The following is an 11,832-nucleotide window of genomic DNA, read 5'->3' as shown; positions in this document are numbered from 1 at the left end:
GCCAGCTCATTATTCTAAACACCCTCAACTCAATAGTTGGGGGTGTTTTTTTATGCAGAAAATTAATTAGAAAAAATAGGTAAGAAGTTAAGACAATAAAAAAGGACTCTATTAGGAGTCCTTTTTTATAATATATAAGGGAAATTTTGAGTACGATTTGATTTAGAAATAGGCTTCTAGGCCTATATCGTAATAGAATAATATTTATAACTGTCTACGCGCATGTTTTAACGCAGTTCGAAGGCCTTCTTCTAGAGTCGGGTGATAGAAAGGTTTTTCCAGAATGTCATTTAACGTTAAATTTTCGCCTATTATCCAGCTTAATAAATGAGCCATGTGTTCTGTTGCTTCTGTAAATAATTCAGCACCAAGAAGTTTCTGGCTTTCACGTTCTATATAAACCTCAATAGCACCTCTATTTTTTCCAAGAACTATAGCTCTTCCTTGCCGTTCGTAAGAGACTTCACCTGTAATAAAGTCTATACCATTATCTTTTAGTTGTTTATAACTCTGTCCGACGATTGCCATTTCAGGATGACTAAATACAATTCCTAAGGGAGTAAGAGTCTTAACTGGGTGGATTTGTGGATAGTTCAAGCAGTTATGAACAATTTTTTTGCCCTCATGTGCAGCTTCATGCTGTAATGGTGTTGAGGTATAAGCATCACCGACAACAAAAATTGGGTATGTATCTAATTGCTTGGTTTTTGCATTTATAGGTAACAACTTAATATCCTTAAAAGAAGTATCAATATTTTCTAGTTTTAAAGTATCAAGTAAACTTGTACGGCCTGTTGCAGCTAAAACATATTCAACTTTGAGAATTTTCTCTTTTTCTTCAAACGTATAATTTAATATAACTTCATTAGGACTACACTTAACTTCACTTGGTAAAGTTTCGAATAGAATTTTTAGCTCTCCCCCTAGTTCGTTTTGTGCAAGTTGTTGAAGCCTAGAACTAGTCAGTATCCCAATTCGCTTACTGCGAGCAAAAATCGTGGTTTCTACGCCTAAACGGTGCATAGCTTGAGCAATTTCAAGGGCAATCACACCACTACCAATGATGGCAATAGATTTAGGCAGTGTTTTTAATTCGAATATTTGATCTGTTGTTATAAGCCGATTTCCAAGTTCTTTTTGCCAAGTTTGCTCATAATTAGGAGTTGAACCTACAGCTAGAATAAAACTTTTTGCTTGGTACTGTTGCCCATTAACCTCTACAGTTTGTGCATCAATAAAATGGGCTTTACCAGAAACTTTATGTTCAGTTGGCCATTGCTCTACATCTTTTAAAGTGGCTTGTGTAAAGCGATCACGTAAAGTTTGTACATGTTTCATGACCTGATCAGTATTAATTTTTGCAGATACGTCCAAAGCAACTTCTTGAGCATTTTGAATGTCAAACATACGGTTTGCTGTAGAGATGAGGACTTTACTTGGCATGCAACCTACACGAGCACAGGTGGTATCCCATGGGCCATCATTTATAATTAAAATATTATTAGTATATTTAACGGCTTCTTTATATGCGCTAATACCAGCAGTACCTGCGCCAATGATAATAATATCGAACATTGTCATTAAGCTATTTTAATAGATATTTAGAATATATAGAAAAACCCTCTTGAACAGAGGGTTTAGTTCTAATTATTTAGCTTTAATATGTAAAATTTTGCATAAAAGGTGTTTTTAAGATTGTTGAAACAGTCCCATTTTGATTAATAGACTGACCTTCAATGTTTACCCCATTAATAACATGCTTAAAGTCTAATGTAGTTCCATTCAAGCTTTGTTTGAAAGTAAAAATATTTTGTCCTTCTAAATAAATACTGCCATTAAATTTCTGTGCATTCGTTGTTGGCGATTCATTTTCAACGCGACTTCCTTCAAGACCAGTAATACTCGGCAAGCTTAATACTTGGTGATTACCAGCTTTTACTTTGTATGTCGCATTGTTTGTATTGCCAGGAGTAGAGTTCACAACAAATGAAATTGGTTCTGCAAAAGGAACATTAGGGTTATCATTAATAAGTACGTTGAAACCAGAACCACCTTGAACTACGTAGAGATCACCATCAGTTGATGTGTTATCTTTATATACACTCATTGCACCAGTAGTAATTTCTTTTTCAGTAGGTTGGCCTGTATCAGGATCTTGCACAATAGTAGTTGTAGTGATTTTATAATCACTTGTGGCAGAATTAATTAATACGAATCTTTTTTGCTTGGTTTGTTCTAGTCCCCATGAGTGTTGGAATGGATATGCAAAGGCCCCAGTAATTGTTACATCTTGGAAGTTTTTATCATTATTTTCATTTTGAAAAATATAAATTCTGGTATTTGATTGATAATCCTCTAAATTTGGAGAGATATTGTCGTTTGCCAGTTTAATATTTTTTAAATCATCTGCTGTAATATCGAAGTCCCAATCATTATAACCAGGGAGCAAGGTTTTAATTTCTTCACCTTTAAATACGTAGCAGGCACGGTAGTCTGTAGTACTCTTAATAAAACATTTTTCACGATAGTGATCTGAGTACTTAGTAAGATCTACTTTGCGAATATCTAATGTTAACTTGAGTGGGCCTTGGGCGAAGGTATCTAATGCGTGGTCAATGTAGCCTTTTGATAACTTTTCATTATTAAGATCATATGCACCGAATAAATATTTTCCTTCTTGTTTTACACTATTTAAAACAGAAGTGGCCAACTCTTGATCTGTTGAGGGTGTGGTTGGTGTTGTCGTAGAACCAGAATTTGAATTTTGGTTATAGTAGCCATCACCGCCACCTCCACCACAAGCTGTCAAAAAAGCAGCCAAAGTAATCCCACATACTCCATGAGTAAGTTTCATCATTGTCCCCAATTAAAATGATAAGTTATTTAAAATAATTTTTTAGATTTATAAAATAACATATATTTCATGAGGTTGCTCATTATATTTATGAAGCAGCTAGCTAATTAAAGTTGTGTACCCATACTTACACCTACAGTAGGCCGTACCTGCATTGATGAACATGCTGTAAGAATTAAACAGCTTAAAAGTACGAATATAAATTTATTCATAAAAATTAATAAATGATTCAAAAAGATTTAAATACTTTAGTCCAATATTATTTTTAGTTCTGTTGAATTCGTGCAGAGATATGCAAAATAAGTTATCAAAAAACCCTACTTTAAGGAAGAAATAGGGTTTTATGGAATATTAATTTCTTAAAATTAGTCGTCTAATAAATCCATTTGTTTTGCTAATTGATACAGATTGTTCGAACGGTTTCCGGTGCGGCAGAACATAAGCACAGGTTTTGGCAACTCATTGTAATGATTTGCGAAAGTACGTACGTCAAGTTCTGTAATCTGCCCAGCTACAACAGGTTGATAAACGTAGTCTAGACCTACTTGGCGTGCTGCTTCTTCAATTTGAGCGCTTGTAGGTTGTTCAGGGCCGCCTTCCATATCTGGTCGATTATTAATAATCGATTTAAATCCTTTTTCTACAACTTGGCCAACATGCTCTGGACCAATTTGACCTGCGAAACCAACATTATCTGACATTTCGTCACTCCAAAATTTAACAAAACCTCTTATGCTGTATCATAGCATTAAGCTTAACCTGAGATACAAGACACTCGTGTGTTGTTCTGACTAAGAAAAGTTATGTCTTATAGCTGAGCTGTAAATTTTAAAAATGATCATTAAGCTATTTTAAAATTGGTTATTCATATTCTATTTCAACGGAGCACATATGCACGCTTATATGGTTGAGCCTTTATATGTTCCATGTGGTCAGGAAACGATCGCAGCTGATTTTTATATTCCAAAAACAAATAAGAAATCTGCCGTTATAATTATGGCCCATGGTTTTGCTGCGTTGCGTCAATTTAAATTAGTTCAATATGCACAGCGATTTGCACAGGCGGGCTATGCTGTTATTTTGTTTGACTATCGATATTGGGGTGGGAGCACTGGCAAGCCAAGAGAAATGGTCTCCATCAATTCACAGTTGGAAGATTGGAAAACAGTTATTCAATATGCTTCTACCTGTAAGCTGATAGATAACCGAAGAATCGTGTTATGGGGAACTTCTTTAAGTGGCGGATATGCGCTAAGCCTAGCTTCTGAATTGAAGAATATTCAGGCAATTTTAGTACAAATTCCTTATGTAGATGGAGCTGAAACTGCCAAGCTCTATCCTTTACAACGCTATCCTCAAGCATTGAAATTGTCGAGTCAGGATTATATGGGATCAAAAATGGGGCTTAATCCCAAAAGATTACCTGTCGTCGATCAACATAATTTATGCTTTATGCCAACAGCAGATAGTTATTATGGTTATCTATCAATTGTAAATCCTGACTATTATTGGAGTGGGGAAGTCCCAGCTCGTGTCTTTTTTAATTTGATGCGATACCGTCCGATTCAGGTTGTGCGCCAGATTAATATTCCAGTTTTATTTATTGCGGCCCAAAAAGATTCCCTTATTCCTATTGAGTCCAGTCGTGAAGCTGCGACAAATATTGCGCCTTTTGTGAGTTATCATGAGTGGGATATGAAACATTTTGATATCTATCACGGTTCATGGTTTGAAAAAGCAGTGATAACCCAATTAGAATTTTTACATCAGCATATAGGAGTGGTGTAAATGATTATTGTATGTGCATCGTGCGGTGCAAAAAACCGAGTTCCAGAAGAAAAACTTCCTGAGCAACCAAGCTGTGGGCAATGTCATCAGCCATTAATACCGCTTGCGCCTATTGAACTAAATGAGCAAAATTTTAGTAACTACATCACGAATAGTGATCTACCTATTTTCATTGACTTATGGGCAGAATGGTGCGGACCTTGTAAAATGATGGCACCACATTTTGCGCAGGTCGCAAAACAAAATCCAGGCGTTATTTTTGCCAAGATTAATACCGAAGAATCTCCTCGCTTAAGCCAAGCTTTTCATGTGAGAAGTATTCCGACACTTGTCTTAATGAACAAAACGACAGAGGTTGCGCGTATTAGCGGCGCATTACGTGCGCCTGAATTGCAGCAGTGGCTCGATCAACAACTTCAAACGAATTTCGGGAGCTAAGGTGTCAGAAGCTTATACCAAACCAGAAGGAATTTTATCCTTACAAACGATTGCCATGCCAGCAGATACAAACTGGAGTGGTGATGTATTTGGTGGATGGATTGTGTCACAAATGGACTTAGCTGGAGCAATTCACGCAGAGCGTTTCAGTCGTGGCCGCTGTGCTACGATTTCCATTAATCAAATGACCTTTTTGGTTCCGGTAAAAGTTGGCTTTGTCATTAGCTGCTATACCAAAATCTTAAAAGTTGGAAATACTTCTATTCAGATGCAAATTGAAGTTTGGGATAGTCATGATGACTCTCGTGAGCCAATACGTATTACTGAAGGAGTCTTTACCTTTGTAGCAGTTGATGTAAAAGGCAATAAGCGCCAAATACCCGAAGAAGCGAGACAAAAGTTCCTAGAGACTCAATAAAACTTAGAAAGCCTGAATATCAGTATTCAGGCTTTAATCTTTAATTTATACAAAGAATTTATTTTTAGAATTAAAACATCGTGTTTGTATTTTTGCTTTGCTCAGGAATGTTTTGTATAACATCCCAATGTTCTACGATTTTTCCATTTTCGACACGAAATATATCAATAATTGCTCTTCCTCGATCTTTTTCATTTTCAGTAGAATGAACATGTAAAACGACAAGATTACCTTCAGCAATAGCACGTTTAATCTCATTTTTAGCTTGCGGATTCTTTTGGAACTTTTCAGTGAAGAAATTAACAAAAGGTGCTTTCCCATCTGGAACATTAGGGTTGTGCTGAATGTATTGTTGACCCAGATAGCAGTCTGCATATTCTTTGACTTTATGTTTTAAAAAGACGCCTTCATAAAAGTCGATCACAATTTTTTTATTTTGAGCACTTACTTTATCTATCGCTTCTGATTTGGTCGAAGTTATTTTACTGGTTTTAAGATTAGGTTCAGTCGCATGAGTCGTTATTGTTGTAAATATAAAACTCGTAAATAAAGAGGAAAGAATTAGTATTTTTTTCATTTTTAACCTCAAGATACAAAAAATAATTTTTATATCTTGAGGCAAATAAAAATCTAAAAGTACTTTAGATTAGTTGTTATTTCTTACGTTTCGGTAACCATGCCCAAAGCATTTGGCACTGGATTGGTTCATTGCCTGCATCATCAATGACAGTAACTGGAATCACAAGTTCACCTTTTTCATTATCCGCAATAAACTTTCGCTGTTCAGCAGATAACGTTGCCGTAGCAGTCAAACCACCTTCAACTACTTTTAAATAATCAACATGTAATGATTTGATTAATAAAATGCGGTTATCAGGAATGTGTAAACCGGTTAGAAAACCTGTTGCAGTTTCTGCTAAAAGAGCCATAGCCGCAGCATGAACCCCTTTAATATGATTTTGCATATTTTTTTGGTTATCTAAACGGACAATAACATGGTTTGAGTCTACTTCCAGATAGCGGATATTTGCTGTACCCACCATTGGCACGATACGACCAAACGCCTTGCTCCAAAGCGTGCTCCGAATACCTTTAGGGAATTTTGAAGTCGCTTTTACCAGTTTTGATAGACGATTGGATTGAGACATGGAATTACCTTAGCTTTGAATGTCACGACAAGAGATTAATCTTTAAAGTTATTAAACTGTAATGGCACACCAAATTGCTGTTCACGTAAAAAATTCATGACTTGTTGTAAAGTGTCACGCTTTTTATCTGTTACACGAATTTTGTCGCCTTGGATAGAAGATTGCACTTTAACGCCACTTTCTTTAATGGCTTTATTAATTTTTTTTGCAGTATCTGAGTCAAGACCATCTTTAAGTTTAATCACTTGCACAAAATTTTTACCTGAAGCAGCAGCTTTTTGCGGATCAAGTGCTTGCACATCAATTTTACGTTTATAGAAATGATTTTCTAACATGTTATAAACCTGTTCACACTGGAAATCACTTTCAGTACTGATTTTAATTTCTTTATTTTTTTCGTTTATTTCGACTGAAACATCATGACCACGAAAGTCAAAACGTGTTGCAATCTCTTTTTGTGTGTTTTGTACGGCATGATTAACTTCAAATAACTCTAATTCAGAGACAATATCGAAAGAAGGCATAGTTTAGACCTTTACAAAGGGAAAGAATATTTGAGATGCTAAGAGGGTTTTCTTCATTTGCCAAGTGTTGTTTACATCAAAGGAGTGCACAATGATCCGTAAACAAGAAATTACAACATTTGAATTCCCAGAAAATGCTGTTATCTGGGATGTCCGTGATACAAATGCTTATGCAGAAGGGCATGTTAAAGGTGCGGTAAATCGCCCGATTAATGATTTGAATGCTGATATTTTGAACCAGGTCTCTGCGGGTCAGCCGATTTATATTTTATGTGGTGGTGGTAGCAAAGCTCCTCGTGCAGCTGAGAAACTAGAAGGATTGGATGCCTCGCGTGAATATGTCGTGCTGATGGGCGGGACACGTGCAGCTCGTGATGCTGGCTTGCCTCTAGAGCAGGGCGCATAAAAAAAAGCACCTTCGGGTGCTTTTTTATTGAAGTAAATTACTGTGGTTTGAAATAAGGTTTTTTAGGCTTTACTTTTTTCTGGAATCGTTGAGGATTTAACTTTTGTAATAAATTGTCTGGTACTGGACAAGCTTCCCCTAACAGCTGGGCAACTAAGATCTCACTGCATAGCGGAGCAAATAAGAATCCCTTAGAACCAAGACCTGCAAAAGTAGCAATTCGGCTATGTTCCTGCATTTTTCCAACCAGAGGAAAATAATCTAAGCTTTGTGCTCGGATAGATGCACGACCTTGCCATGTCGAAGTTGCTGGTAACTTTTCTGCATAAGCAGGAAATACGCTGTGGATTAATTCAAAGTTATGCACATGGTCATCGGTAAGTACATCTTGATCTTCACGATTTGGGTAAAAAGACGCACCTAAAATCATCTGTGAAGCATCAAGTTGCATGCAATACCCACCATAGCTATAAGCCTCATTTAAAGGCAAGGGAGCAAAAGTGTTATCAACCCAGCTCACTTGTCCACGTATTGGTTTTAACTGTGGATAGCTTTCAAATAAAGCAGCACTTCCCCGAGCACAGCACACAACAACATGGTCTGCTTCAGCAATAACCTCATTACTAGCCTGCAATTGAACTTTATTTTCAAAAGGAACCAGTGCTGTAATATGGGCAACTTTTAGATCAATTAAAGGATGTTGCAAAATTTCATCACGTAGTTGATGTGGTGAAACAGAACCCGCTTCTGTTAGTAAAACGCTTGAATATGCCGTTTCGAGTGAGTTCGTTAAGTGGGTAACAACCTCAGCTGGATATTGATTTACAAGATCGAGGAGTTCGTCTGCATTTTTCAATGCGATTTGTTGTATTTGAAGTGGGCGGAATGCTTGAAAATTTTTATAAAAATTTAAAGCATGTTGCCAACTTAAAGTCATGAGATGTTCATGGCTTTGTTCAATTGGGCATAGTTTTGGATTAAGCAACGCCAAAGGGTTTCCAGAAGCACCAGACAATGCTTCTGTTTGCTCATATAGGGTGACTTGATGCCCGCGTGCTGCAAATGCCCACGCCGTAGTTAAACCTGCTATGCCGGCCCCAATGATCGCAATATGCTGCTGTTCTTTACCCAATGACTGAATTTGGTCTAATTGTGAGGATTCATCATTAGATTGAGGTGGATTCCAGATTGCTTTGAGCATTTCCCGTTTATGTCGAAAACCACGTGGACGAGAAATACTAATACCATGCGCTTTTAGTCCACGTTTTAAAACTCCTGCGACACTAAAAGAGGAAAATGTACTGCCATGGTCAGAAAGACGGACAATATGATTTAAAACGTTTTGTTCCCATAGCTCTGGATTGCAAGAGGGCGCAAAGCCATCTAAAAACCAAGCATTTACTGCTTTAGTTTTCGCTATGCTTGGGAAAATATCTTGTGCATCTCCTAGCCATAGGTCAATGCTAAAACGCTCGTTAGGAAAAGTTAAACGATGACACCCAGCAATTGGCAGTGGATATTGTTCAATTAACTGCTCTGCAAGTGGTTTAAGCTCATCCCAGACATTTAAAGCACGAATAAGGTCAGCTTTACTTAATGGAAATTTTTCAACACTCATTGCATGTAAATGACTTTGATTATCTGGACGAACTTGTTGCCAAAGTTGCCAGAGTGCAAGAATGTTTAAACCTGTACCAAAACCGGTTTCTCCTACACTGAAATATTCAAAATCTTTTAGATTGGCTAAGCGTTCTGATAAGTCATTACCATTTAGAAAAACATGTCGTGTTTCAAGTAAGCCATTATCTTTAGAGAAATAGACATCACCAAATTGTTTGGAAATGGGAACCTCGATACCATCGATTAATTCCCAGTCCAGTTCTGCTGTTTGGATACGGTTTGATACGTTCATTTGGTTTAATAGATTGCTTGGATTTACCACTGGCGTCGACGTTTTGTATGAATATAACTAGCGATAAAGAATCCTAACAATACGCCACCAGCTAAGGTAACCGCACCATATAAAAACATTTGTGCGCTACGTTCGCTTTGTAAGACTTGAACCTGAACCGAGAGGCTATCATTTTTTAGCTGTAACTCTTGGTTCTGAGCGAGTGCTTCAAGATTGGCATGTTCTAACTGTTTTAAACGAGATGCCTGATCTTGAACCAAAGCTTTGATTTTCGCATCTTGCTGTTGTTTATTCTTTACGAGTTGTTCAGCTGTAAGTGGTTGAGTTGTAGCCGCTGTTTTTACTACATTTGCCGCTGTAGGTGTTGGTTTAGCGGCCTGAGTTGAAGGCACGCTTGGAGGAGGTGTTGCTGGTGTTGCAGCAGGTTCAACTGCTCCAGCAGTTGAACATATCAAACACAAGCCAAGAAAGCTTTTGATTGCAGGCTGCATGCGATTACCCTTTTGGAAATGCTTTATTAAATGGTTTTACATCAATGTGGGCATAAATGCCTTCTTTAAGAAATGGTTCTTCTTTTAACCATTCATCTAATGCTTCGCGACTGTCGAATTCAACAATCATGGTGCTGCCATAGAAACCTGCTTGAGGATCATTCGGGTCTTTTGGCATAGCTCCCGCTGTAACAAGGCGGCCTTCATCATCAAGTTTTTGCAAACGTTCAATATGCTGAGGGCGTACTGCTAAGCGCTTCTCTAGAGTTCCTTCGTTATCGGTACAGCTTAGAACAAAAAAAGGCATGTAATCGTATCTCTATAATCAATCAGGAACCATTCTAAGCATCTGGTGACTTAAAATGTTTACGTAAAATAATGAACTGAATAATGATAAATGAAAACATCACAATCATGTCACCAAATGCAGTAAATTCACCCCAATATTTTCCGCCATGAAATAAAAATGCAAAGAACACATGCAAACAAGACATCACTACAAACATGACTGCCCAAGCGAAGTTTAGATTTTTCCAACCTTTTTCACTTAATTCTAAAATAGGATCAAATAAACGTCGTATAAGTGGTTTACGGTCTTTACCAAACCAAGGTGAAACCAAGAATGCCCCTGCGAAAACCAAATTTAAAATTGCAGCTTTCAGACGAATATAGAAATCATCACTTAACATGAGGGTGATGCCACCAAAAATCACAGTCATAAACAATACAAACCACTGTTGTTTATCTAGACGGAATTTTTGGAAAACAAATAGGGCACCATATACCACAAGCATTGAAATGATTAAGCCAGTTGTCGCTACAAGAATATTATTATTATCGGCACCACCAGCAGACCCGATCAGTTTAAGTAAAGGATGCTGTGTGTCGGTTGGGTCAACTGTTTTATATAAATAGAAGAAAATAATTAATGGAACAAAGTCCAGAAGTGCTTTCATGTTAGAGTATCTGATCAGGTTTGGTGAATGGCATAGTATAAAAGATGCAAGGCATAGATTTACATACACATAGCAATATTTCTGATGGAACTTTGTCTCCGGAATTATTGGTGCAAGCTGCTATAGATGTGAATTTGCATACTTTGGCTTTAACTGACCACGATACAATGGATGGTTTGCAGCGAGCTAGAATTGCTGCACAAGGTCATGATTTAAAAATCATTTCTGGTACAGAGATTTCAAGTCAGTGGTCGCGTCCAACAACCAAAAAGAGTTATGGCGTGCATATCGTTGCTTTAAACATGCAAGATGAAGCGCCAATTTTAGAAGCATTAGAACAACAAAAAAGGGTACGAGCGCAAAGAGCTAAAGTCATTTGTGATTTATTAGAAAAATGTATTGGTTTTCAGATTTATGAAGATGTTCTTGCCAAAGTAGAAGATCAGGCAGATCGAATCACCAGAACACACATTGCTAAAACATTGGTCGAAAAAAATGTAGTAACCCGTCCTCAACAAGCATTTGATCGTTTCTTAAAAGAGGGAAGACGTGCCTTTGTAAAGTTTGAAGGATTAGGGTTGAAAGAAACCATTGATGTAATTCATGAAAGTAAAGGGCTGGCAGTTTTAGCACATCCGACTCGTTATGATTTATCTGCAACCAATGTTCGATATTTAATTGAATTATTCGCAACCTCAGGTGGAGACGCAATTGAATTACCTCCACCCATGGAAACGTTATCTACTCGCCAGATGGTTGACCGGATAATTGAGCAACATCAGCTGGCCGTATCGATTGGTAGTGATTTTCATGGTGAAAATATGCCATGGATTAAATTGGGGAATACACCTAAACCAACCGCTAATCAGCAAGGTGTTTGGGAGCGTTTTCTCTAAA

Annotated in this window: 16 protein-coding genes; 5 read left to right on the top strand and 11 right to left on the bottom strand. The window is 37.3% G+C overall.

Annotated features, from left to right (window positions below; translation table 11 throughout):
• Positions 1 to 204 precede the first annotated feature (204 nt).
• The 4 genes from OD757_RS15705 to OD757_RS15695 form a co-directional block, all read right to left on the bottom strand.
• Positions 205 to 1,575 carry a dihydrolipoyl dehydrogenase gene (locus OD757_RS15705; protein WP_263032434.1) on the bottom strand — a complete coding sequence of 457 codons (1,371 nt, stop codon included), beginning with the start codon at positions 1,573 to 1,575 and terminating at the stop codon, positions 205 to 207.
• A gap of 82 nt (positions 1,576 to 1,657) precedes the next feature.
• Positions 1,658 to 2,854 carry a hypothetical protein gene (locus OD757_RS15700; RefSeq protein WP_263032433.1) on the bottom strand — a complete coding sequence of 399 codons (1,197 nt, stop codon included), beginning with the start codon at positions 2,852 to 2,854 and terminating at the stop codon, positions 1,658 to 1,660.
• A 107-nt stretch (positions 2,855 to 2,961) separates the two neighbouring features.
• Positions 2,962 to 3,066 (bottom strand): lipoprotein, encoded by a 105-nt coding sequence (locus tag OD757_RS18335; RefSeq protein WP_411267189.1) that lies wholly within the window; start codon positions 3,064 to 3,066, stop codon positions 2,962 to 2,964.
• Positions 3,067 to 3,219: 153 nt separating this feature from the next.
• A complete protein-coding gene (locus OD757_RS15695) occupies positions 3,220 to 3,555 on the bottom strand; it encodes a TIGR01244 family sulfur transferase (protein ID WP_002116083.1) in 336 nt (111 codons plus the stop codon).
• Between the two features lie 190 nt (positions 3,556 to 3,745).
• Here OD757_RS15695 and OD757_RS15690 point away from each other — a divergent pair, with 190 nt between their 5' ends.
• The 3 genes from OD757_RS15690 to OD757_RS15680 are packed head-to-tail and all read left to right on the top strand — an operon-like array spanning position 3,746 to position 5,498.
• Positions 3,746 to 4,642 carry an alpha/beta hydrolase gene (locus OD757_RS15690; RefSeq protein WP_009389655.1) on the top strand — a complete coding sequence of 299 codons (897 nt, stop codon included), beginning with the start codon at positions 3,746 to 3,748 and terminating at the stop codon, positions 4,640 to 4,642.
• On the top strand, positions 4,643 to 5,080 hold the full coding sequence (gene trxC / locus OD757_RS15685) for a thioredoxin TrxC (protein WP_263032432.1): 438 nt from the start codon (positions 4,643 to 4,645) through the stop codon (positions 5,078 to 5,080).
• A 1-nt stretch (position 5,081) separates the two neighbouring features.
• Positions 5,082 to 5,498 (top strand): acyl-CoA thioesterase, encoded by a 417-nt coding sequence (locus OD757_RS15680; protein ID WP_009389421.1) that lies wholly within the window; start codon positions 5,082 to 5,084, stop codon positions 5,496 to 5,498.
• A 70-nt stretch (positions 5,499 to 5,568) separates the two neighbouring features.
• Here the strand turns inward: OD757_RS15680 and OD757_RS15675 are convergent, their stop codons facing one another.
• The 3 genes from OD757_RS15675 to OD757_RS15665 form a co-directional block, all read right to left on the bottom strand.
• A complete protein-coding gene (locus OD757_RS15675) occupies positions 5,569 to 6,075 on the bottom strand; it encodes an ester cyclase (RefSeq protein ID WP_263032431.1) in 507 nt (168 codons plus the stop codon).
• Positions 6,076 to 6,151: 76 nt separating this feature from the next.
• Complete coding sequence (locus OD757_RS15670; RefSeq protein WP_263032430.1) at positions 6,152 to 6,646, bottom strand: DUF4442 domain-containing protein; 495 nt, start codon at positions 6,644 to 6,646, stop codon at positions 6,152 to 6,154.
• Between the two features lie 35 nt (positions 6,647 to 6,681).
• Complete coding sequence (locus OD757_RS15665; protein WP_004789065.1) at positions 6,682 to 7,170, bottom strand: YajQ family cyclic di-GMP-binding protein; 489 nt, start codon at positions 7,168 to 7,170, stop codon at positions 6,682 to 6,684.
• Positions 7,171 to 7,261: 91 nt separating this feature from the next.
• Here OD757_RS15665 and OD757_RS15660 point away from each other — a divergent pair, with 91 nt between their 5' ends.
• A complete protein-coding gene (locus OD757_RS15660; RefSeq protein ID WP_002116171.1) occupies positions 7,262 to 7,576 on the top strand; it encodes a rhodanese-like domain-containing protein in 315 nt (104 codons plus the stop codon).
• A 37-nt stretch (positions 7,577 to 7,613) separates the two neighbouring features.
• On the opposite strand, the gene mnmC is transcribed toward OD757_RS15660, so the two are convergent.
• Genes mnmC through OD757_RS15640 form a run of 4 tightly spaced genes read right to left on the bottom strand, consistent with a single transcriptional unit; the run spans position 7,614 to position 10,935 of the window.
• Positions 7,614 to 9,488: an FAD-dependent 5-carboxymethylaminomethyl-2-thiouridine(34) oxidoreductase MnmC gene (mnmC, locus tag OD757_RS15655; protein ID WP_263032429.1), complete on the bottom strand. Its 1,875-nt coding sequence runs from the start codon at positions 9,486 to 9,488 to the stop codon at positions 7,614 to 7,616.
• Positions 9,489 to 9,511: 23 nt separating this feature from the next.
• Positions 9,512 to 9,979, bottom strand: coding sequence for a hypothetical protein (locus OD757_RS15650; protein ID WP_009389340.1), 468 nt, complete (start codon positions 9,977 to 9,979; stop codon positions 9,512 to 9,514).
• Positions 9,980 to 9,983: 4 nt separating this feature from the next.
• Positions 9,984 to 10,286, bottom strand: a complete 303-nt coding sequence (locus tag OD757_RS15645; RefSeq protein WP_005309522.1) for a YciI family protein — start codon at positions 10,284 to 10,286, stop codon at positions 9,984 to 9,986.
• A 34-nt stretch (positions 10,287 to 10,320) separates the two neighbouring features.
• Positions 10,321 to 10,935 carry a septation protein IspZ gene (locus tag OD757_RS15640; RefSeq protein ID WP_009389327.1) on the bottom strand — a complete coding sequence of 205 codons (615 nt, stop codon included), beginning with the start codon at positions 10,933 to 10,935 and terminating at the stop codon, positions 10,321 to 10,323.
• A gap of 44 nt (positions 10,936 to 10,979) precedes the next feature.
• On the opposite strand from OD757_RS15640, the gene OD757_RS15635 reads away from it, so the two are divergent.
• Complete coding sequence (locus tag OD757_RS15635; protein ID WP_009389503.1) at positions 10,980 to 11,831, top strand: PHP domain-containing protein; 852 nt, start codon at positions 10,980 to 10,982, stop codon at positions 11,829 to 11,831.
• The last annotated feature ends 1 nt before the right edge of the window (position 11,832 follow it).

It is taken from the genome of Acinetobacter sp. AYS6 (assembly GCF_025630795.1).
Classification (GTDB): domain Bacteria; phylum Pseudomonadota; class Gammaproteobacteria; order Pseudomonadales; family Moraxellaceae; genus Acinetobacter.
The sequence above is the reverse complement of the archived record's forward strand: the minus strand, read 5'-3'. Positions and strand labels throughout refer to the sequence as shown.

What these genes read in the sequence shown, in the direction of transcription:
- OD757_RS15705 (WP_263032434.1), bottom strand. Translation starts at nt 1,575, where the DNA reads ATGTTCGATATTATTATCATTGGCGCAGGTACTGCTGGTATTAGCGCA.
- OD757_RS15700 (WP_263032433.1), bottom strand. Translation starts at nt 2,854, where the DNA reads ATGAAACTTACTCATGGAGTATGTGGGATTACTTTGGCTGCTTTTTTG.
- OD757_RS18335 (WP_411267189.1), bottom strand. Translation starts at nt 3,066, where the DNA reads ATGAATAAATTTATATTCGTACTTTTAAGCTGTTTAATTCTTACAGCA.
- OD757_RS15695 (WP_002116083.1), bottom strand. Translation starts at nt 3,555, where the DNA reads ATGTCAGATAATGTTGGTTTCGCAGGTCAAATTGGTCCAGAGCATGTT.
- OD757_RS15690 (WP_009389655.1), top strand. Translation starts at nt 3,746, where the DNA reads ATGCACGCTTATATGGTTGAGCCTTTATATGTTCCATGTGGTCAGGAA.
- trxC (WP_263032432.1), top strand. Translation starts at nt 4,643, where the DNA reads ATGATTATTGTATGTGCATCGTGCGGTGCAAAAAACCGAGTTCCAGAA.
- OD757_RS15675 (WP_263032431.1), bottom strand. Translation starts at nt 6,075, where the DNA reads ATGAAAAAAATACTAATTCTTTCCTCTTTATTTACGAGTTTTATATTT.
- OD757_RS15670 (WP_263032430.1), bottom strand. Translation starts at nt 6,646, where the DNA reads ATGTCTCAATCCAATCGTCTATCAAAACTGGTAAAAGCGACTTCAAAA.
- OD757_RS15665 (WP_004789065.1), bottom strand. Translation starts at nt 7,170, where the DNA reads ATGCCTTCTTTCGATATTGTCTCTGAATTAGAGTTATTTGAAGTTAAT.
- OD757_RS15660 (WP_002116171.1), top strand. Translation starts at nt 7,262, where the DNA reads ATGATCCGTAAACAAGAAATTACAACATTTGAATTCCCAGAAAATGCT.
- mnmC (WP_263032429.1), bottom strand. Translation starts at nt 9,488, where the DNA reads ATGAACGTATCAAACCGTATCCAAACAGCAGAACTGGACTGGGAATTA.
- OD757_RS15650 (WP_009389340.1), bottom strand. Translation starts at nt 9,979, where the DNA reads ATGCAGCCTGCAATCAAAAGCTTTCTTGGCTTGTGTTTGATATGTTCA.
- OD757_RS15645 (WP_005309522.1), bottom strand. Translation starts at nt 10,286, where the DNA reads ATGCCTTTTTTTGTTCTAAGCTGTACCGATAACGAAGGAACTCTAGAG.
- OD757_RS15640 (WP_009389327.1), bottom strand. Translation starts at nt 10,935, where the DNA reads ATGAAAGCACTTCTGGACTTTGTTCCATTAATTATTTTCTTCTATTTA.
- OD757_RS15635 (WP_009389503.1), top strand. Translation starts at nt 10,980, where the DNA reads ATGCAAGGCATAGATTTACATACACATAGCAATATTTCTGATGGAACT.